The sequence below is a fragment of the Hyalangium minutum genome (assembly GCF_000737315.1).
Classification (GTDB): Bacteria; Myxococcota; Myxococcia; order Myxococcales; family Myxococcaceae; genus Hyalangium; species Hyalangium minutum.
Genome location: NZ_JMCB01000009.1, coordinates 290,489 through 310,735, shown reverse-complemented (window position 1 = coordinate 310,735; position 20,247 = coordinate 290,489). Strand labels below are relative to the sequence as shown.

Annotated in this window: 18 protein-coding genes; 12 read left to right on the top strand and 6 right to left on the bottom strand. The window is 68.4% G+C overall.

The window, feature by feature from the left end:
- The 5 genes from DB31_RS25015 to DB31_RS24995 all read left to right on the top strand — a co-directional run bounded on the left by DB31_RS25015 (window position 1) and on the right by DB31_RS24995 (window position 5,000).
- Window positions 1–597 carry a hypothetical protein gene (locus DB31_RS25015; protein WP_044191971.1) on the top strand — a complete coding sequence of 199 codons (597 nt, stop codon included), beginning with the start codon at window positions 1–3 and terminating at the stop codon, window positions 595–597.
- A gap of 8 nt (window positions 598–605) precedes the next feature.
- On the top strand, window positions 606–1,925 hold the full coding sequence (locus DB31_RS25010; RefSeq protein ID WP_044191970.1) for a homoserine dehydrogenase: 1,320 nt from the start codon (window positions 606–608) through the stop codon (window positions 1,923–1,925).
- A gap of 106 nt (window positions 1,926–2,031) precedes the next feature.
- Window positions 2,032–3,048: a biotin--[acetyl-CoA-carboxylase] ligase gene (locus tag DB31_RS25005; RefSeq protein WP_044191968.1), complete on the top strand. Its 1,017-nt coding sequence runs from the start codon at window positions 2,032–2,034 to the stop codon at window positions 3,046–3,048.
- A 42-nt stretch (window positions 3,049–3,090) separates the two neighbouring features.
- A complete protein-coding gene (locus DB31_RS25000) occupies window positions 3,091–3,861 on the top strand; it encodes a type III pantothenate kinase (RefSeq protein ID WP_044191967.1) in 771 nt (256 codons plus the stop codon).
- Window positions 3,858–5,000, top strand: a complete 1,143-nt coding sequence (locus DB31_RS24995; protein WP_044191966.1) for a hypothetical protein — start codon at window positions 3,858–3,860, stop codon at window positions 4,998–5,000. The genes DB31_RS25000 and DB31_RS24995 overlap by 4 nt, the downstream gene beginning before the upstream one ends.
- Before the next feature lie 54 nt (window positions 5,001–5,054).
- Here the strand turns inward: DB31_RS24995 and DB31_RS24990 are convergent, their stop codons facing one another.
- From DB31_RS24990 to ald, 4 genes are all read right to left on the bottom strand, one after another.
- Window positions 5,055–6,947, bottom strand: a complete 1,893-nt coding sequence (locus DB31_RS24990; protein ID WP_044191963.1) for a response regulator — start codon at window positions 6,945–6,947, stop codon at window positions 5,055–5,057.
- Between the two features lie 210 nt (window positions 6,948–7,157).
- Entirely contained in the window at window positions 7,158–7,979 is an 822-nt protein-coding gene (locus tag DB31_RS24985) for an anti-sigma factor family protein (RefSeq protein WP_044191961.1), read from the bottom strand.
- A 70-nt stretch (window positions 7,980–8,049) separates the two neighbouring features.
- A complete protein-coding gene (locus DB31_RS24980) occupies window positions 8,050–8,691 on the bottom strand; it encodes a sigma-70 family RNA polymerase sigma factor (RefSeq protein ID WP_044191959.1) in 642 nt (213 codons plus the stop codon).
- A gap of 235 nt (window positions 8,692–8,926) precedes the next feature.
- Window positions 8,927–10,057, bottom strand: a complete 1,131-nt coding sequence (ald, locus tag DB31_RS24975; protein ID WP_044191957.1) for an alanine dehydrogenase — start codon at window positions 10,055–10,057, stop codon at window positions 8,927–8,929.
- 205 nt (window positions 10,058–10,262) lie between these two features.
- On the opposite strand from ald, the gene DB31_RS24970 reads away from it, so the two are divergent.
- Window positions 10,263–11,567, top strand: a complete 1,305-nt coding sequence (locus DB31_RS24970; RefSeq protein ID WP_044191956.1) for a radical SAM family protein — start codon at window positions 10,263–10,265, stop codon at window positions 11,565–11,567.
- A gap of 6 nt (window positions 11,568–11,573) precedes the next feature.
- Here DB31_RS24970 and DB31_RS24965 read toward each other — a convergent pair whose 3' ends face one another.
- Window positions 11,574–12,440: a response regulator gene (locus DB31_RS24965; protein ID WP_044191954.1), complete on the bottom strand. Its 867-nt coding sequence runs from the start codon at window positions 12,438–12,440 to the stop codon at window positions 11,574–11,576.
- A gap of 162 nt (window positions 12,441–12,602) precedes the next feature.
- Here DB31_RS24965 and DB31_RS24960 point away from each other — a divergent pair, with 162 nt between their 5' ends.
- The 6 genes from DB31_RS24960 to DB31_RS24935 all read left to right on the top strand — a co-directional run bounded on the left by DB31_RS24960 (window position 12,603) and on the right by DB31_RS24935 (window position 19,904).
- Complete coding sequence (locus DB31_RS24960) at window positions 12,603–13,085, top strand: chemotaxis protein CheW (RefSeq protein WP_044192085.1); 483 nt, start codon at window positions 12,603–12,605, stop codon at window positions 13,083–13,085.
- Window positions 13,085–13,483 carry a Frizzy aggregation protein FrzB gene (locus DB31_RS24955; protein ID WP_044192083.1) on the top strand — a complete coding sequence of 133 codons (399 nt, stop codon included), beginning with the start codon at window positions 13,085–13,087 and terminating at the stop codon, window positions 13,481–13,483. Before DB31_RS24960 ends, DB31_RS24955 begins: the two co-directional genes overlap by 1 nt.
- A 5-nt stretch (window positions 13,484–13,488) precedes the next feature.
- Window positions 13,489–14,754, top strand: coding sequence for a methyl-accepting chemotaxis protein (locus tag DB31_RS24950; RefSeq protein WP_044191952.1), 1,266 nt, complete (start codon window positions 13,489–13,491; stop codon window positions 14,752–14,754).
- A gap of 62 nt (window positions 14,755–14,816) precedes the next feature.
- The gene (locus DB31_RS24945; protein WP_044191950.1) at window positions 14,817–17,126 is read left to right on the top strand and encodes a hybrid sensor histidine kinase/response regulator; all 2,310 of its coding nucleotides are present in this window, start codon (window positions 14,817–14,819) and stop codon (window positions 17,124–17,126) included.
- A gap of 76 nt (window positions 17,127–17,202) precedes the next feature.
- Window positions 17,203–18,153 carry a chemotaxis protein CheB gene (locus tag DB31_RS24940; RefSeq protein WP_205628562.1) on the top strand — a complete coding sequence of 317 codons (951 nt, stop codon included), beginning with the start codon at window positions 17,203–17,205 and terminating at the stop codon, window positions 18,151–18,153.
- Window positions 18,147–19,904: a protein-glutamate O-methyltransferase gene (locus tag DB31_RS24935; RefSeq protein WP_044191947.1), complete on the top strand. Its 1,758-nt coding sequence runs from the start codon at window positions 18,147–18,149 to the stop codon at window positions 19,902–19,904. Before DB31_RS24940 ends, DB31_RS24935 begins: the two co-directional genes overlap by 7 nt.
- On the opposite strand, the gene DB31_RS24930 is transcribed toward DB31_RS24935, so the two are convergent.
- On the bottom strand, window positions 19,901–20,224 hold the full coding sequence (locus DB31_RS24930; RefSeq protein ID WP_044191944.1) for a polyhydroxyalkanoic acid system family protein: 324 nt from the start codon (window positions 20,222–20,224) through the stop codon (window positions 19,901–19,903). The genes DB31_RS24935 and DB31_RS24930 overlap by 4 nt on opposite strands.
- Window positions 20,225–20,247: the final 23 nt, after the last annotated feature.

Below are 20,247 nucleotides of genomic sequence, written 5' to 3'. Positions count from 1 at the left end.
ATGAAGGTTTCTTCAGTGGTGGGCGGCCTGGTCCTGGTGACCCTGGCCTTGGGGTGGGGTGGCTGTGCGAGCACGCCGGCACCGGTGGAGGAGAAGCCGAGGGACTCGGCCCACCTGAGCGACTACTACCCGCTGGCGGTGGGCAACCGCTGGAGCTACCGGGTCAATGGCCGCGGCGACAAGAACGTGGACGTGAAGATCCTCAAGGAAGAGGAGGGCTTCTTCCACGACAGCCAGGGCGGCCAGCTCATGGTGGACAGCTTCGGGATCCGCGATCAGAAGCGCTACCTGCTGCGCGGGCCCGTGGAGCCGGGGCGCTCGTGGAGCAACGTGGTGTCCGTCTCCTCCACCGAGCGCTATGAGATCGTCCAGGCCGGTATCCCCTGCGAGGCCCCGGCGGGGACGTTCCAGGACTGTGTCCGGGTGGAGGCCCGCAACCGCGTGGACCAGGAGACCACCCTGGTCAACACCTTCACCTTCGCGCCCGGCGTGGGCCTGGTCCGCATTCAGGTGGATGCCGAGCGCGGCGGCCGGCGCATTCCGCAGACGTGGCTGGAGCTGACGTCCTACCAGGTCCAGAAGCCTGGGCAGGGCTGAGGGAGCATATGAAAGAGATTGGCATCGCGCTGCTGGGCCTGGGCAACGTAGGGCTCGGGACGTACCGGATCCTTGCTGACCATGCCCGTGACATCGAGCGGCGCCTCGGGGCGAAGGTCCGCGTGCGTCACATCCTGGTGAGGGACGGGGGACGCTCCCGGCCCGAGGACGTGCCCGCCTCGCTCATCACCCGGGACATTGGCACCATCCTGAATGACCCCGAGGTGTCCATCGTCGTGGAGGTCATGGGCGGACTGGCTCCCGCGAAGGAGTACCTGGAGCGCTCCATCGCCTCCGGCCGCAACGTCGTCACCGCCAACAAGGCCCTGCTCAATGCGCACGGGGAGCAGCTGTTCTCGCAGGCGCTCTCGCGCGGCGTGGACCTGCACTTCGAGGGTGCCGTCTGTGGCGGCATCCCCATCATCCGCACCCTGCGCGAGGCCCTGGCGTCGGACCGCGTGTCCTCCATCCACGGCATCGTGAACGGGACGACCAACTTCATCCTCTCGGCCATGGCCGATGAGGGCGCCACGTACGAGGACGCGCTCGCTCAGGCGCAGAAGCTGGGCTTTGCCGAGGCGGACCCCACGATGGACGTGGGTGGCATGGACGCGGCGCAGAAGCTGTGCCTGCTGGCCTCGCTGGCGTTCGCCGCGCGCGTGTCTCCCGAGCAGGTGCACGTGGAGGGCATCACCTCGCTGCGCCCGGTGGACATCACCCTGGGCCGCGAGGCGGGCTATGTGCTCAAGCTGCTGGCCACCGCCCGGCGCCTGTCCGAGGGCCTGGACGTGCGCGTGCACCCGGCCTTCATCCCCCAGGCCAGCCCGCTGGCGGACGTGCGCGGCGCCTTCAACGCGGTGCTGCTCCAGTCGGCGGCGTTGGGAGCCTCGCTGTTCTCGGGGCTTGGCGCGGGCTCGCTGCCCACCGGCAGTGCCGTGGTCTCGGACATCATCGACATCTGCCGCAACCTGCTGGCGGGCGTCTCGGGCCGGCTGCCCATGCTGTGCTCGCCGTACCTCCAGGACGTGTCCCTCATCCCCTCCACCCAGCGGCGCGGCCCGTACTACCTGCGCTTCTCCGTGAGCGACGAGCCCGGAGTGCTCGGGCGCATCGCCACGGTGCTCGGCGAGAAGGGCGTCAGCCTGGCCTCCGTCATCCAGCGCCCGTCCCGGCCCGAGGATCCCCACGCCACCATCGTCGTCTTCAGCCACTCGGCCCGCGAGCAGGACGTCCAGTCCGCGGTGAAGTGGATCGACGGGCTGGCCAGCACACGTTCTCCTACCCAGGTTATCCGGATTGAAGAGGGGCCTGGGGTGCTGCGCAGTTAGCCGCTGAGCAGGCGGACAGGCAGGCTTCTTCCCGAGCGGTCAGGGTCCGTTGCGTGCCGAGGCGGCGCTCCGTACCCTGAACGTCCCTTTCCCGAAGAGGCCGCGCGTGGCTCCCGAGACTGCCGAGCAGACACAGGAAGAATTGATCCTGGGCTTCCTCGCCGAGAGCGGCGAGGACTTCACCTCTGGCGAAGCGCTCTCCAGCAAGCTGGGCCTGTCGCGCACCGCCGTGTGGAAGCACGTGGAGGCGCTGCGCGGCAAGGGTTACCGCATCGAGGCCGTGCCCGCGCGCGGCTACCGGCTGGTCGAAGTCCCGGATCGGCTCACGCAGCTGGAGCTGGCGCCGCTGCTGTCCACGCACGATCTGGGCCGCGCCATCCACTTCCACGAGACGCTTGGCTCCACGAACGAGCTGGCGTTCCGGCTGGCGCATGACGGCGCCGAGCACGGCGAGGTGGTGGTGACGGAGCAGCAGACGGCGGGCAAGGGCCGCCGTGGCCGCGTGTGGGTGTCTCCGCCGGGGCTCAACCTGTACTTCTCCGCCATCCTCCGTCCGGAGCTGCCGCCGCAACGCGCGCCCGAGCTGACGCTGGTGGCCGCCGTAGCGCTCACCGAGGTGCTGCGCGAGGCCGGCGGCGAGGCCTTCATCAAGTGGCCCAACGACGTCCAGATCGATGGGCGCAAGGTGGCGGGCATCCTCACGGAGCTGTCCGCCGAGCCCGACCGCGTGCACTTCGTGGTGCTCGGGGTGGGGGTGAACCTCAACGCTCAGCCGGAGCACTTCCCGGAGGACCTGCGCGACACGGCCACCTCGCTGGCGATGGTGCGCGGACAGCGGGTACCCCGGGCGCTGTTGGCCGCCTCTTTGTGGAACCGGCTGGAAGAGTGGCTGGATCTGCACCAGGAGGTGGGCTTCGCCGCAGTCCGGCAACGGTGGAAGGAGCTGTCCTCCACGCTGGGGCAGGACGTGCGGGTCCGCACGGATCGCCGGGAATTCCGGGGACGGGCCGAGGACATTGACGCCTCGGGTGCGCTCCTGGTGCGGACGGAGGACGGCTCGGTCGAGCGGGTGCTCTCGGGCGATGTGGAGCGGCTTCGTACCCGGGGGGCCAGTCCCTCCTGAAGAAGTCCCCGGCAGGCGCCTTCGCGGTAAAGTGCGCGTGTGATGCTCCTCGCGATCGACGTCGGCAATACCAACACCGTGTTTGGGGTGTACGACGGCAAGAAGCTCCTGGCGCACTGGCGCATGGAGACCAATGCCCGCCGCACCTATGACGAGTACGGCATCTTCGTTCGCCAGTGCTGCCAGTACAGCGGCATCGATCCGGACAAGGTGAACTCCGTGGCGGTGTCCAGCGTGGTGCCGCCGCTCCAGTTCAACCTGGAGAAGATGAGCGAGCGCTACTTCAAGGCGCGGCCCATGTTCGTGGGGCCCGGCGTGAAGACGGGCATGCCCATCCTCTACGACAACCCGCGCGAGGTGGGCGCGGACCGGATCGTCAACTCGGTGGCCGCGTACGAGAAGCACCACGCGGGGCTCATCGTCGTGGACTTCGGCACGGCCACCACGTTCGATGCGGTGTCTCCCAAGGGCGAGTACCTGGGCGGGGCCATCTGCCCGGGCATCAACATCTCCATGGAGGCGCTGTTCCAGAACGCCTCGAAGCTGCCGAGGGTGGAGTTCGCCCGGCCTCCGCACGTGGTGGGCCGCAACACCGTGCACTCCATGCAGTCCGGCTTCGTCTACGGTTACGTGGGGCTGGTGGACGGCATCTGCGACCGGATGCAGACGGAGCTGGGGTTCCCCGTGCGCGTGGTGGCCACGGGCGGCTTGGCGCCGCTGGTGGCCAGCGAGTCCAAGGCCATTCAAGAAGTCGACGAGTTCCTCACGCTCGAGGGGCTGCGCATCATCTACGGAAGGAATCACGCGTCATGACGACTGCCTCGCCCGTTCCTCCCGCTCCGGCGGGCTGTCCGTTCAACTCCGAGTTCCTGCCGCCCAACATGCGCAAGCATGTGGATCCGGCCGCGCCGGTGCCGCTGCGGATGATGGCGGCCAAGACGCTGGTACCGCTCAATCCCTCGGACATGCTGGGCGCGCTGTACATGCTCACGTACGACGCGGAGCAGAACGTGCGCGACACGGCGGCCAAGTCCGCCGTGGGGCTGCCGGACAAGATCCTCAGCTCGGCGCTCCGCGATGAGGGCGTCCAGGCCCCGGTGCTCGGCTGGTTCCTGGGGCTGCTGAAGGAGAAGGACCTCTACGCGGAGATGCTGGTCCTCAACCCCACCACGCCCGACGAGGCGGTGGCGGACATGGCGTCCACCTGCAGCGCGAAGCTGGCGGAGATCGTCGGCCAGAACCAGCTGCGCCTGCTGCGCCACGAGAACGTCATCCGCGGGCTGTGCAGCAACCCGAACGCCAGCGCCGCGCTGATCGACTCGGTGTGTGACTTCGCGGTGCGCAGCGGCCTCGTGCTGGCGGATGTGCCGCAGATGCAGGCGGCGCGGGTGCGCCTGTTCGGGCCTCAGGCCGTCGCGGCGCCGCCGGATCCCGGCCCCACGGCCGAGCAGGTGATGGCGGACCTGCAGGCGGACGGCGCCTCGGAGCAGGACGAGAACGCCCCTCCGATGGAGGAGGCCAAGAAGCAGAACCTCACCCAGCGCATCATGAAGATGAGCATCGCCGAGAAGATCAAGCTGGGGACGCTGGGCAACAAGGAGGCGCGCACGCTGCTGCTGCGTGACTCCAACAAGCTGGTGTGCACGGCGGTGATCCGCAGCCCGCGTATCACCGACGGCGAGGTGCTCGCGTGCGCCATGAACCGCGCGGTGAACGAAGAGGTGCTGCGCATCATCTACGGCAACCGTGAGTGGACGAAGAACCAGAAGATCAAGCTGGCGCTCGTGAAGAACCCCAAGGTGCCGCTCACGGTGGTGATGAAGTTCCTCAACACGCTGCGCGACGGCGAGCTGAAGGATCTGTCGCGTGACCGCAACGTGCCCGCGGGCGTGGCCACCTTCGCCAAGAAGCTGATGGAGAAGAAGGAGACGCCGAAGAAGGAAGAGAAGTAGTTCCCGGCGCTGCAGGCCCCGGCGCTACAGCCCGGGGCCCGTGGGGGAGGGGACTCAGGCCGCGGCCTCGTCCGCCTCCTCCGTGGCGGAGGGAGCCTCCTCCAGGAGCTGATGGGCGATGCCGAGCGCCTTCTTCGCGCGCTCGCGGAGCTTCTCGTCGTTCTTGATGCGCGTGTAGAGCTTCGTCACGCGCTCCTCGTTGCGCACCGCCGCCTCCTCCAGCTCGGAGATGCGCCTGCGCAGGCCCTCGGCCTCCTCGGCGGCGGTGGCGGCCTGGCCCTCCAGCTCGGTGCGGACCGTTTCCAGCTCGGTGCGGACCGTCTCCAGCTCGGTGCGGGCCATCTCCGCGTCGCTCTTAGCCGTCTCCAGCTCGGACTGCACGGCCTCCAGCTGGCCGCGCAGCTCGCTCGTCTCCTCGCGGGCGCTCTCAGCCTGGCCCCGCAGCTCGCTGGCCTCGCCGCGCGCCGTCTCGAGCTCGGACTCGAGCTGGCCGACTCTGCCACGCAGGTCCTCCAGCTCTGTCTCCACCGCGGACTGTTGCTGCTGGTGCGCGTCCACCTCGGCCTGCAGGGCGGTGAGCTTCGAGGAGGCACTGCGGGCCTCCTCCTTCGCGGCGGTGAGCTGCACCTCCACCTTCTTCTTGTCCGCGGTGAGCTGATCCGCCCGGGTGGTCAGCGTCTTGATCTGCGCGTCGCGGCGGGCCATCTCCGCAGCGGACTCGGTGTGCTGCCGCTCCAGCTCCAGCTGCTTGTCCTGCAGCTCGACGAAGTCGTGCTCCTTCTGCGTCAGCTCGCCCTTGAGCCGGGAGATCTCCTTGTCCTTCTCCTGCTCCTTGAGGTTGATCTCGCTCTTGAGCCTGAGGAGCTCCTTGTCCTTCTTGTTGACCGCGTCCTTGAGCGCGAACGAGTCCTTGTCGCTCTTGCCCGCCGCGGACCTGGCCGTTTCCAGCTCCGAGGTCTGGGTCTCTAGCTTGCCCTCGAGCTCCTGGACGCGGCTCTCCGCGGTGGAGGCCTGAGCCTCCGCATCCGACAGGGCGCTCTGCAGCTCCGCCACCTTCGCGCGCAGGTTGCGCAGCTCGGCCGCATCCGCCGCGGACATCGCCGGCGCGGACACCGCCGTGGACTTGGAGGTGGAGCTTGGGGCCGGCACCGCCGGCAGCGTCATCGCGGGCCGCGAGGGCGTCCTCGGCGGATCCGGAATCGGCGCGGGCGTCAGCGGCACCACCGGCGCCATGAAGCCGATCTGCGTCTTCTCTTCGTCGTCGCCCAGCGAGTCCAGCGCGTCCTCGGCGTCCTTGCCCAGGTTGTCGAGCGCGTCGAGCTCCTCGTCATTCCCCGAGGCCTCTGGAGGCGCCACCACGGGCTCCTCCTCCGTGGAGCTGTCCGTGCCGGCCATGTCACTGAAGGCCTCGTCGAGCATGTCCAGGTCTTCGCTCGCGCTGGCGATCGGCTCACTCTCGACGGCGATCTCCTCGGCGAGGGGCTCGTCTTGCGAGAGGGGCTCATCCATGGGCTCATCGTCCGTCAGCCCATCCAGCGTGAGGCCCTCGTCCTCGACCACCTCGCCGACGACGACTTCAGGAAAGCCGATCAGCGCTCCCACCCGGTCCACCAGCTGGTCCGAGTCCACCGGCTTGGCCACGTACTCGTCCGCGTGGGCCTTGAGCTTGCGGTGCGCGGCGAACCCGTCCGGGTTGCCGATGATGACGATGGGGACGTTCTTGAGATCGTCGTCCTTCTTCAGCTTGCCGCAGATCAGGTAGCCGTTCTGTCCACCGGACAGATCCACCGCGAGCACCACGAGGTCCGGGCGATCGCGCCGGATCTGCTCCACGCTTCCCTTACCGTCGGTGGTTTCGTCCACCGCGAAACCCCTGGCTTCGAGCGCCTCTCGCAGGGAGGAAGAGAGGGCAGAGTCACTTTCGACGATGAGGATTTTCTTGGACATGAACGGACGGCCCGACCTGAGGAGCGGCGCGGCCGGAGGGCCACGCGCGAGCGGCAGCGTGCGAAATTTCTGCTCCCGCGAGGCTATCGGCCCTCCCCAGGACCGTCAATGTTCGGGCCTGGACCCTGTCCGGTGGTGATCCCTCAGCGGCCAGCCGGACGAGCAGTGCAGAACAGCCCCTCGCCGCGCCCGGACGGCGGGCAGGGGGCCTCAGGGCACGTCAGAGACCTGGCGGATCGGCAGGGAGGGCTCGCTGGGACGCGGCGCGTTGCTCATCCGCGCCGTGCCACCTTTCTGTAGCACCAGCTTGCGGATGTCCGCCTCGTCCAGATCCGTGACGAGCTCGTAGACGAGCTCCCCGTCGCGCCAGAAGGCGACATTGACGCTGCCGAGCGTGTTCATCTGCAGATCCGGCAGCGCCCGGGCCTCCACCTCGCGGCCCGAGTCATCGAACACGAAGACTCCCACGCGGCGGCCGGGCTGGACGTCCTGATCAGGCGTCGTCTCGTAGCTGATGTAGGCGGCCTGCTTGTCCGTCACGTTGGTGATGCGCGCGCCCTTCATCTCGGCGTGAGACAGCCGGGGCACGGCGACGGGGTGATCCAGCTTGCCGTCGAACCACGCCTCCACGTGCTCCGGGGGCGCATTGGCGATCTCGAAGGGGAGTGGCTTCGCGTGGCGCTTGGCCGCGTCCGCTGCGAAGCGGTGCCGCTCCTCGGGGCGGATGGCGATCCACCCGCCGCCCACGGCGACCACCACGAGCGCCGCGGCGCTCATGCGCAGCCACTGCATCTGGGCGGTGCGGCGCTGCTCGCGGCGCAGGCCCAGCTGGATTCCGTCTCGGAGCGAGGCGGGGGCCCGGCTGGCCTGAACGGAGTGGCGTACGGCCTTCCGGAAACGCCTTTCTTCCTCCGCTCGGCGCGCGCAGTCCGCGCACGTACCGAGGTGGGTCTCCACATCCAGCCGCTCCTCGGGCTGAAACTCGCCGTCGAGGTAGGGGTAGAGAAGGCGATCGAGTTCCTGGCAGGTCATGAGCGCTCGAAGAGGGCGGATATGCCACGGGCCCTCGGGCAATTATGCCCTCGGGCCCGTCAACCTCTTACTACCCCGTCTTCTTCCTGTGCCGGTACTCTTCCAGGTTCGCTGGAGCCGCCACGGGCTCGCCCTCATGGCGGAATACACCCTGGCCCTCCGCGTACTCGCGCAGTGTCTTCTGCAAGAGCTTGCGCCCACGGAAGAGGCGGCTCATCACCGTACCCACCGGGCACTCGAGGATCTCGGCGATCTCTTTGTAGGAGAACTCCTGCAAATCCGCGAGGATCACCACCAGCCGGAAGTCGATGGGCAGCGAGTCGATGGCGCGGAGCACATCGTCCGACAGCAGCCTGTCGAAGAAGTACTGCTCCGGGTTGGCTGCGAAGTCCGTCGCGTCCCGGCTGACGAAGCGCTCATGAACGGCCTCGCGCTCCACGCCCTCCACCACGGTGCGCTCCTTCACCTTGCGCCGATAGCGGTTGATGAAGGTGTTGGTGAGGATCTTGAAGAGCCAGGCCTTGATGTTGGTGCCGCGCTCGAACTTGTCGAAGAACCGGTAGGCCCGCATGCAGGTGTCCTGCACCAGGTCCTCGGCGTCGCGCTCGTTCTTGGTCAGTCGCAGAGCAGCCGAGTAGAGCGGGTCCAAATGGGCCAGGGCCAGCTCCTCGAATTCCTGCTTTGTGCGGTTTGGTTGCCTGAAGTCCAACATGTTCCGCCTTCCCAAAGGCCCGAAATTACAGGCGAAGGTGTTGTTGTCTGCCCCTCAATGTATGCACGGGAACAGACGGGTCAACAACGCGTTCTTCCCCTCGTTGCCGTTTGCACGGTCGCCCCTAAGGGCAGGGGACAGATGGCGGTAACGTTTATTTCCGAGAACTTTCGGGGGAGGTAGGGGGTCAGGCGTCCCTACCTCCCTGGGTGTGCCAAGGTACCGACTTGTCGGACTAGCGGCCCTTGGCGCCGAACGCGTCCATCAGGGGCACGTAGTCGTAGCCCAGGTCCTTGGCGACGGCCTCGTAGGTGACCTTGCCGTCGTAGGTGTTCAGCGCGCGGGCCAGGGCCTTGTCGGACTTCACGGCCTCGATCAGGCCCATGTCGGCGATCTTCTTCGCGTATGGGCGGGTGGTGTTGGTGAGCGCGAAGGTGGACGTCTGCGGCACCGCGCCGGGCATGTTGGCCACGCAGTAGTGGACCACGTCGTGCACCATGTACGTGGGGTTGTCGTGCGTGGTGGGCTTGCACGTCTCGATGCAGCCGCCCTGATCCACCGCCACGTCGACGACGACGGAGCCGGGCTCCATCTCCTTGATGAGGGCCTCGGAGACGAGCTTGGGGGCCTTGCCGCCGGGGATGAGCACGCCGCCGATGACGAGATCCGACTCGCGCACGGTGCGGGCAATGGACTCGGTGTCCGAGGCCAGGGTGGCCACGCGGCCGAGGAACACGTCATCCAGGTAGGTGAGGCGCTCCAGGTTCACGTCGAGGATCGTCACCTCGGCGCCCATGCCCACGGCGACCTTGGCCGCGCACAGGCCCACCACGCCACCGCCGATGATGGCCACGCGGCCGCGGCGCACGCCGGGCACGCCGCCCAGCAGGATGCCCTTGCCGCCGTGCGCCTTCTCCAGGCAGGTGGCGCCGACCTGGATGGCCATCTTGCCGGCCACCTCGCTCATGGGCTTGAGCAGGGGGAGGCTGCCGTCATCCAGCTGCAGCGTCTCGTAGGCCACCGCGGCGGCCTTCTTCTTCACCAGCGTCTTGGTGAGCTCCGGGTCCACGCCGGCCAGGTGGAAGTAGGTGTAGATGATCTGGCCCTGCTGAATGCGCTCGTACTCGGGAGCCACGGGCTCCTTGACCTTGACGATCATCTCCGAGCGCGACCAGACCTCGTCCGCGCTCTTGACGATCTGCGCACCGACGCGCACGTACTCGGAGTCGGGGATGCCGGAGCCAACGCCAGCATTCTGCTCGACGAGCACGGTGTGTCCGGCGCTGGTGAGCGCGCGGACGCCCGCGGGCACCATGCCGACGCGGTACTCACGGGTTTTGATCTCCTTGGGAACTCCGACGATCAAGACGTGCCTCCAGGGGTAAAAAGCGGGCGGACCATACCAGTGGACTTTGGGGAATCAAGGCACCCCCCGGAGCGCCGCTCATGGCTCCTGCAAGCAGACAAGCGTGCTGCGGCGCGCCGTTTTGATGACGCACGGCGACGCATCCGAGCGCCTTCGCGTCAGCCAATCATCGAAGGGAAGGAGCGGCGGTGGTAGTTAAGGAGGCATGACGTCCGGTCCCAAGCTGCTGTTCGCCGATCCCAAGGGACGGGTGATGGAGCACCCGTACCTGATTGCCACCCTCCGGAGCGGAGAGGACCTGGTTCCTCCCCAGGACCGGCCCATCCCGCTGCCCGCCGCGGGGCGGCTCGTGCACCTCCCTGGCCGCCTGCCGGTGGGGCTCAACCCCGACACGGGCGAGCTGGAACTGGTGCGGGAAATGAAGGTGGGCGGCAAATCATTTGTGCCCAACGCAGTCGGCGCGTTGCTGCCGCCGGGCTACACGCGCACGTTCCTGCCGGGCGAGGTGAAGGGCGACGGGCCGATCCTGCCGCAGTGGGCGTACACGGCGGCGGCGTGGGGCAAGGACGGGCCGGTGGCGTGGGCCATCCACACGGACACGCGGAGCCACTGGGACCCGGAGAGGTACTCGACGCCGGAGATGCGCGCGCTGGTGGAAGAGCACACGGCGCGTTTCCCGGGCAACCGGGTGCTGAAGCAGCTGAAGACGTGCGCGCTGCTGTACCGGTGCTTCACCTCGCAGAACACCTTCTATGTGCGGGACGAGGCGGCCATCCCAGCCTCCGTCATGTGCAACGCGCGGTGCGTGGGGTGCATCTCGGATCAGCCCGAGGACGGTCCTCCGGCCTCTCACGAGCGCATGGACGACGGGCCCTCCGGGGAGGAGATGGGGGTGATTGGCCTCTACCACCTGGAGCGCGCGGGAGGCCGGACGATGGTGAGCTTCGGTCAGGGCTGCGAGGGTGAGCCGCTCACCCGGTACAAGGCCATCGCCGAGGCCATCCGCTACATGCGAGAGCGGACGGACAAGGGCTCCATCAACATCAATACGAACGCGAGCCTGACGCACGGGCTGGCGGCGCTGTTCGACTCGGGGCTGGACGCGGTGCGCGTGTCGCTGAACTCGGCGGTGAAGGAGCTCTACGAGGCCTACTACAAGCCGGTGAAGTACACGTGGGAGGACGTGGAGGCGTCCATCGCGCTGGCGCGGGAGCGGGGCGGGTACCTGGCGTTGAACCTGCTGTTGTTCCCCGGCGTCACGGACCGCGAGGGCGAGGTGCAGGCCCTGGAGCGGCTGGTGCGCAAGTACCAGGTGGATCAGGTGCAGACGCGCTCGTTGTGCATCGATCCGATCCAGTACCTGGAGGTGGCGCGGGAGAAGGGCGCGGGCGGCGAGCCGGTGGGGATTCGCGAGCTGCTCAAGCGCCTGAAGGCCGCGCGGCCGGGGTTGATCATCGGGAACTTCGCCCGAGGGCTCGACGAGCGGGCCAACGCGGCAGGCCCTGCGTAGGGGCCGCTACTCCGGGGTGGGCGCCGGGTTCAGCTCTCGGGCCACCAGGCTGCTCATCACCGCGTCCTTGGGGACGTAGCCGTCCGCCCCGGCCTCGCGGCAGATGCGCTGCAGCTCCTCGACGTTCTCCCCTGAACAGAGCAGCACCTTGATGCCCTTGAACAGGCTGTTGCTCTTGATGAACCGGCAGAACTGCTCGCCGTTCACGTTCGGCATCCTCACGTCCAGCAGCACCAGATCCGGCCGGGTCTGCTTCTTGAGGATGATCTTCGTCGCCTTGTCCGCCGTGTCCGCGTAGTGGACCTCGAAGCCCTTGGCCACCAGGTCCGCCTCGATGATGCGCGCCGTCATCTCGCTGTCATCGACGATCAGGATGCGCGGCTTGCGCTTGCCCGAGGCCTGGGCGCCCGAGGCAGGGGCCGCTGGGGTGGCCGGACCACTGGATGTGGGTGGGGTGGAGGTGGGAGCGGGGTCAGACGGGGAGGAGACCGGGGGGATCGCGGTGATCGCCGGAGGACCAATCAGCTTGATGACCTCGGTCAGCACCGCCTCCAGGCCCTGGCCCTTGACGATGTAGCCGTCCGCTCCGGAGGTCTTCGCCTTCGTCGCCAGCTCCGCCTCGGGGATGTCCGAGTACAGGACCAGCTTCGAGGAGACCTTCTTCATGGTGCGCAGGTACTCGACGACGTCGTCACCGAACATCTCCGGCATGTTGACGTCCATCAGGATCAGCGCGGCTGGCCCCTCGGAGAGCTTCTGCTCGAGGCTCGCCAAGTCCATCGCGCCGCTTGCATGGTAGCCTGCCGCGGTCAACGCCCGGACGGTGAGCTCCACCAGCATCGGGCTGTCGTCGATGACCAATACGCGGGACATCTGCCTCCTCTAAGGACCAGAAACAACCCTACACTGTTGCTGCGTGGGGGACCATCGAAACGGCATGCAAGCAGGCAACCTGCCATGTCCCCTTGACCGGTTTTTGTCGCCTCCGGATACTTTGCGTCCTTGAATTCGACTCCCCTTCAACGCGCGCTTCGGATCGCGCCCGCCCGCGCTGTCTCGGCCCAGGCCCGGCCGGAGCAAGAGTTCTTCTGCTTCCGTGTAGGGAACCTTCGCCTCGGTGTCCCGAGCGAGAACGTGCTCGAAGTGCTTCGGGCCGGGCTCCTCACGCCGTTGCCCCGGGCTCCGTCGTTCCTGCTCGGCGTCACCGGCCACCGGGGCGAGGTGCTCCCCGTCATGGATCTGCTGCGCTTCCTGGCCAAGGGCGAGGCGCGCATCATGCCGCGCACTCGCCTCTTCGTGGGCGTCAGCGGCACCTACGTGGCTGGCGTGGTGGCCGACACCGTGCTGGGCCTGAGGAAGATCCTCGTCTCGGACATCCTCCCGCCGCCCATGGGCGCGGACGCCGCCACCGAGCACATGCTGGGCGTGGTGGCTGGGCCCACCGCCGAGGAGACCATCAACCTGCTCAACTTCTCCAAGTTGCTCCAGACGGCGCGGCAGCGGGCGGTGTCCCGATGATGCTGCAGCAGGAGCAGGAGCAGGAGCAGGAACAACAGGAGCAGCGCCTCGAAGACGAGGTGGATGTCCTCTTCTTCGAGATCGGCGACCGGCTCTACGGCACGGACGCCTCGCAGGTGCTGCGCATCGAGCGCGCGCTGCCGGAGGATCTCTCCGTGCCGTCGCTGGGTGAGTTGCGCCGCGGTCGGCGGGCGCTCGTCTTCTCCACCTCGCAGGGCGAGGCCCACCTCAAGGTGGATGTGGTGCACGCCGTGCGCCCCATCCTCATCGCGAACCTGCGGCAGCTCCCGCCCGCCGTGAACGCCGCCCCCTTTACCATCGGCGCGTGTCTGGATCAGACCCGCCTCGTGTTGCTCATCGATTTGGTCGAAACCGCTAGGACTCAAGGAAGGCACTGACAGCAATGGCTTTGGACACCACGAACGACAAGCCGGCGAAGAGCCGCGGAACGAAGAAGCCCGCGGCCTCGAAGACGGCGGCGAAGACCACCGCTCCCGCCCCGAACGGGAATGGCCTGGCGCTCAAGGCGCTCTCGGACACCCTGCGCTCGGTGCTGGCGGGAAACCTCCAGGCCCGCGTCGTGCCGGAGACCGTCGGCGGCGAGTACGGCGAGCTGGGCGGACTGCTCAACCAGGTCCTGGAGCGCTTCTCCGAGTCCGAGCACCGCAAGCAGGTGGCGGCTCAGGAGATTGATCAGGCGCTGGACTCGCTCATCGCCCTGGTGCGCGAGGGCGACCTGTCCCGCTGGAACACCTCCACCGAGGATCCTCAGCTGGCCCCGCTGCTCGAGGGCTTTGGCAAGGTCATCGAGACCCTGCGCACCTTCGTGCGCGAGATGAACGAGGCGGCCCTGCGCCTGTCCTCGTCCGCCAACCAGGTGCTCGCGGCCTCCACCCAGCACGAGACGTCCTCTACTGAACAGGCCGCCGCCATCCACGAGACGACGGCGACCATGGAGGAGCTGAAGCACGCCTCCGCGCAGATCGCCGAGAACGCCGGCGCCGTGGCGCGCGTGGCCGAGGAGACGCTGGGTGCCGCCCGCGCGGGCCGGGGCGCCATCGCCGAGTTCATCCAGGCCATGCAGCAGATCCGCAGCGACGGGATCGCCGTGGCGGACTCCATCGCCAAGCTGTCCAAGCGCGTGGAGCGCATCGGCACCGTGGTGGAGGTGATCGACGAGATCGCCGACCGCTCGGACCTGCTCGCGCTCAACGCGGCGCTCGAGGGCAGCCGCGCCGGTGAGGCCGGCAAGGGCTTCTCCATCGTCGCGGCGGAGATGCGGCGGCTGGCGGAGAACGTCCTGGACTCCACCAAGGAGATCAAGAGCCTGATCACGGAGATCCGCGAGGCCACCGCCAACGCGGGCAGCGCGGCGGACGCCTCCAAGGTGGCCACCGAGTCCGGCGAGAAGCTGGGCGCCGTGGCCGCGCAGGCCGTCGAGGGCATCCTCGCCGGTGTTCAGGAGACCAGCGACGCGGCGCGCGTCATCAACCTCGCCACGCAGCAGCAGCGCACGGCCACCGAGCAGGTGGTGGCCTCCATGGCCGAGATCGAGGACGTGACCCGGCAGACGACCCAGGCCTCCAAGCAGGCCACGGGCGCGTCCGCGGAACTCTCGCAGCTTGCGGGCCGGCTCGCCGAGCTCATCAAGCGCTTCAAGGCGGACTGAGACTCTTCGGAGGGCTCAGGTAGCTCCCCCGGCTGCCTTTGCCCCCCGGAGCCCCACCGGCCATGGATACCGAGGCGCTCAAGAAATCCCTCCTGAAGAAGTTCCAGGAGGTCACCGCCGACCGGCTGCAGAAGATCCAGCTCGGGGTCCTGGACCTCGAGAAGGAGAATGCGGAGCAGGCGGCGGACGATGTCGCGCGCGAGCTGCACACGATGAAGGGCGAGGCCCGCATGCTGGGGCTCGCCGCCATCGGCCAGCTGGCGCACGCCGCCGAGGACGTGCTGCGTGCCGAGCGTGAGGGCAAGACGGCGACCGAGGTGGCCACCGATCTGCTCCTGCGCGCCTGTGACGTCCTCTCGGATCTGATCGAAGACCTGCCTGGCGCTCACACCGGCACCCAGGGCAGCGAGGAGATGGTCAAGGCGCTCGCGGAGGCCTCCGGCCATCCCGCTCCGCCCCTGGGCAACAAGCCGCAGGCCGCGAAGCCCGCGCCTGCCGCGAAGCCCGCGCCTGCCGCGGCTCCTGTGTCCGCAGCCATGGCTTCGGCGGAGTCCCTGAGCCGCGCCACCGCGGCACAGTCTCCCGCCAAGGCTTCGGCTCCGGTCGTGGCTCCGGCGCAGGCCAAGCCCGAGGACGAGGCTCCGGCGGCGGAGAAGGCCGCCAAGCCGACCGTGGCCGACCGCAGCATTCGCGTGAACGTCGAGATCCTCGACTCGCTCGGCGTGCTCGCGGGCGATCTGCTGGTGGAGAGCGCGCGCGGCCGGCTCCGAGGCCTGGAGACCGCTCAGCTCTTCGAGCGCTTCTCCCACCTGAGCGATCGCTTCCTCAAGGTGGGCGAGGAGATGACGCTCTCGCCAGAGGTGCGGGCCCACCTGGAGGGCATCGAGAGCGACCTGCACGCGCTGCGGGACGACGCCTTCCGGTTCTTGCGCCGCAACGACGACGGCATGAACACGCTGCACGGCAACCTGGCCAAGATGGCGGACACGGTAGCCGAGGCGCGGCTCGTGCCGTTGTCCACGGTGTTCGAGGCTTTCCCTCGCGCCATGCGCGAGCTGGCGCGCAATCAGGGCAAGGAAGTGGACCTCGTCATCGAGAACTCCGACATGGGCGTGGACCGCTCCATGCTGTCGGACGTTCGCGATGCGCTGGTGCACCTGCTGCGCAACGCGGTGGACCACGGCTTGGAGACGCCAGATGCCCGCACGCAGCTGGGCAAGGCGCCGATGGGCAAGGTCCGCATCCGCGTCCGCGCCGACGGCGACATGCTCCACATCCAGGTGGAGGACGACGGCCGGGGCATCGATCCAGAGCGCCTGAAGACGGTGGCCGTCAACCGGCGGCTGCTCACGCAGCCCCAAGCCGCCGCGATGTCCGAGCGCGAGGCCATGGAGCTCATCTTCCGCCCCGGCTTCTCCACCCGCGAGCAGGTGAACGAGATCTCCGGCCGCGGCGTGGGCATGGACGTGGTGAAGCGCAAGGTGGAGACGCTGGGCGGCTCGGTGAGCGTGGCCAGCCGCATCGGCCGCGGCACCACCATCACCCTGCGCCTGCCTCAGTCGCTGGCGCTCATGAAGGTGCTGCTGGTGCGCCTGGGCGATGACGTCTACGGCATCCCCGCGGCGGACGTGGTGGCGGTGACGCGCGTGAAGCCCGAGGACCGGATGGAGGTCTTCGGTACCCTGGCCGTGAAGCACCGCGAGAAGCCCATCGCTCTGGTGGCCATGGGGCCGCTGCTGGGCGTCAACGGTGGCAACCGAATGGAGAAGCCGCCCGCCGTGGTGGTCCGCCACGGCGAGGACAACGCCGCCCTGGTGGTGGACGGCTTCGTGGACGAGCGCGAGGTGGCCGTGAAGCCCTGCGGCGGGGACTTCCTCAAGGGAGCTCCCTTCATCGCGGGCACTGCGGCGCTCGAGGACGGCCGCGTCGCCGTGCTCTGCCACGTGCCGGACATCATGGCCGAGGTGCGCCGCATGGCCCGCCCCGTCACCCAGCAGAAGTCCTCCAACCGGCTGCGAGTGCTGCTGGTGGATGACTCGCCCATTGCTCGCGCCACGGAGGGTGCACTGGTCAAGGCGCTGGGCCACTCGGTGGAGGAGGCCCAGGACGGCGAGGAGGCCTACGCCAAGGTGCAGGTCAACACGTACGATCTGATCCTCACGGACGTGCAGATGCCGAAGATGGACGGGTTCTCGCTCACGCGGCGGCTGAAGACGACGCCCGCGGTGGCGCGCATTCCGGTCATCATCCTGTCCTCGCTGGCTTCACCCGAGGACAAGCGGCGCGGCCTGGAGGCGGGAGCGGACGGCTACCTCGTCAAGGGCGAGCTGGGCGTAGAGATCCTGGCTCAGACCATCGAACGGCTGACGTAAGAGGCTAGGGGACCGCGTGCGCAATGCTCCAGGGCTCGCATACCGGGTGCTGCTCGTGGGCGGGGGCCTCCGCATCATGTCGCGCACGCTCTTCGACAGCGACGCGCTGTCGAGCGCCGGCGAGTGCGGCTTCAGTGAGGCCCTGAGCACCGTCCGGGAGCAGATCCCGGACGTGCTGCTCATCGATCTCACGTCGGTGGACGCGCTGGACGCCATCGAGCGCATCATGGCGGAGCGGCCCACGCCCATCCTCGCACTGGATCCGGGCATGCTGTCGCGCGAGGAGGCCTTCCGGGCCCTGGCGCTCGGGGCGCTGGATGTGGCCGAGCGTCCCGCCTCGCCCGGCCCCGAGTACTGGCACGCCATGGCGCGCCGGCTGACGGTGCTGGCGCAGGTCCGCGTGGTGCGTCACGTCCAGGGCAAGCTCAAGCGGCTGGCCGCCCACGAGGGACCCGAGGTGCCGTTCCCGCTGGTGGCCATTGCCGCCTCGCTGGGCGGGCCCAAGGCGATCTCCCAGATCTTGCGGATGATGCCCCGGAACTTCCCGGCGCCGGTGGCGATCTGCCAGCACATCAGTGATGGCTTCACCGAGGGGTTGGCGCACTGGCTGTCCACGGAGACTCCACTGAAGGTGCTGGAGGCGACCCACGAGCAGATGATGGAGAAGGGGGCCGTGTACATCGCGCCGTCGGGGGGCCACCTGCTGGTGCGCCCGGATGGAAAGCTGGTACTGGACACCCGACCCCCGGTACGAGGCTTCCGGCCTTCGTGCGATCTGCTGCTATCCTCGGCGGCGGAGTCCTTCGGGCGCCGGTGCATCGGCGTCATCCTCACGGGCATGGGGCGCGATGGGGCGCGAGGTTTGAAAGAGATCCGCGATCGAGGGGGGAGGACCATCGCGCAGAACGCGGAGACGTGTGCTGTGTATGGGATGCCTCGCGAGGCGGTGCAGATGGGTGCCGCCGAGGAGATCCTTCCGCTGGACCGGATTGCGCCGACCCTCGTTGATTGGGTGGAGACTTGCTGAACGTGAGCCAGAAGGCCCTACAGCAGCTCTCCGCCCTTCTGTTGGAGCGGGCCGGACTGAAGATCACTCCGGATGGTTTCCACAGCCTCCGGCTGGCGCTGTCCACGCGCATGCCCGCCGTGGGCCTCACGGACCCTGAACTCTACGTGCAGCGGCTGCGGGAAGTGGGCGGCGAGCAGGAACTGCGCGCACTGCTGCCGCTGGTGACAGTGGGGCACACGGAGTTCTTCCGCGATCCCAAGCAGTTCCGCGCGCTGGAGCGCTTCATCCTCCCTCAGCTGCTGGCCAAGGCCCGGCGTGAGGTGCGCAAGGTCTACATCTGGTCCGCCGGGTGCGCTACGGGCGAGGAGCCCTACAGCATGGCCATGGTGATGGCGGAGCTGGGCGCGCTGCCCGGCGAGGTGGACATCTGGGCCACGGATCTGAACCTGGCCGCCGTGGAGGCCGCGAAGGTGGGGCGCTTCTCCGTGCGGCGCGCGGGCAACATGTCCGCAGAGCGGCTCGAGCGCTTCTTCCGGCCCATGGAGGAAGGGCTCGAGATCCAGCCGAACATCAAGGAGTACATCCGCTTCGACGGTCTGAACCTCGCGGCGCCGTCCTTCACGGACATGGTGGCGCCCGGCTCGCTGGATCTGATCCTCTGCCGCAACGTCATCATCTACTTCGATCTGCCCACCATCCGCGGGCTGATGGATCGGTTCCTCCAAGCGCTGCGCCCGGGCGGGCTGCTCTTCCTGGGGTACTCGGAGAGCCTCTTCAAGGTGTACGACCGCTTCGAGATGATCGAGGTGGATGGCGCGTTCGTCTACCGGCGGCCCCTGATGGAGCAGAAGGGCAGCCGGATGACGCTGCAGCCCCTGTCGCTGACGCCCGCGCCCGTGCCCACGGCTGGCACCACGGCCGCGCCGCTGACCACTCCCGCGCCCATTCCGAGCACCGGGCTCCCCTCGAAGCCCCGGGGGATGGAGACTCCGGCCCCCATCGCGTTCTCGAAGACCCCGTCGGCCGGTACGGACACGCTGAGCCCGGTGAAGCCCGCGGCGGTCACCCACGATCCGCTGACCACCATTCGCGAACGCCTGGCCGCCAACGCCAAGCTGAACCCTCACCCGGAGATGCGGAACACGCCCGAGCCGGTGCGGCCCGCGCGCCTCACGCTGGAGATGCCCGCGGTGGGCTCTCCCGAGCCCCGGGTGCTGCGCGCCACCGAAGTGCCTGGAGGCGCCAAGAGGCTGCCGCCCGCCGAGCGCCTGAATCAGGCCGTGCGGAAGATGATGCAGAGCGACTTCACCACCGCCATCAAGGACGTGGAGAAGCTGCTGGTGGATGAGCCGGGCCACCTGGACGGGCTGTTGACGCTGGGCAACCTGTACTCACTCACCGGCCACATCGTCGAGGCGCGCGAGGCCTTCGCGCAAGCGCTCGCCCGCGAGCCTCTGTGCGTGGAGGCCCGGGTCTTCGGAGGCGTGGCGGCGCTCCAGGCCGGGCAGTTGGCCGAGGCGCGCTCCGAGTTCAGCAAGGCCCTCTTCCTGGAGCCCACGCTGGCCATTGGCCACTACCTGCTGGCCCAGGTGCAGGAGCGCACCCAGGATCGCGATGGCGCCCGGCGCAGCTACCGCAACGCCATCGCGCAACTGCGCTTCCCCCAGCGGCCTCTGGCGGGCCACTACCCGGACATGCCGGACTCACCGGAGGCCATTGCCCGGGTGGCGCGCTACGCGCTGACAGCGCTGGAGGACGAAGGACACTAGCTGTCCATCGTGCTCTTGATGTCGGCCACGCTCTTGCTCGGATCGAGCACCGCGGCGAACTTCTTCTGCAGGTAGGCCTTGGCCTGGCCTCGCAGCAGCATGCCGGGGTCCGTGCCCTCTCCCGACACGGCCTTCTCGGTGATGACGAAGCTGGCATCCAGGTTGATGCCCATCACCTTGCCGTTGAGCTTCGCCCCATCGCCGGCCCAGTCCGCCTTCACGCCGTACTTGCTGCCCCAGTAGTGCAGCAGCTGCTCGACGCGCTTCTTCGCCTCGTCCTTCGGCAGGCTGTGGGGGACCTCGAACTTCATCGTGCCCATATATGGCTCCTGACGGCGGTGTC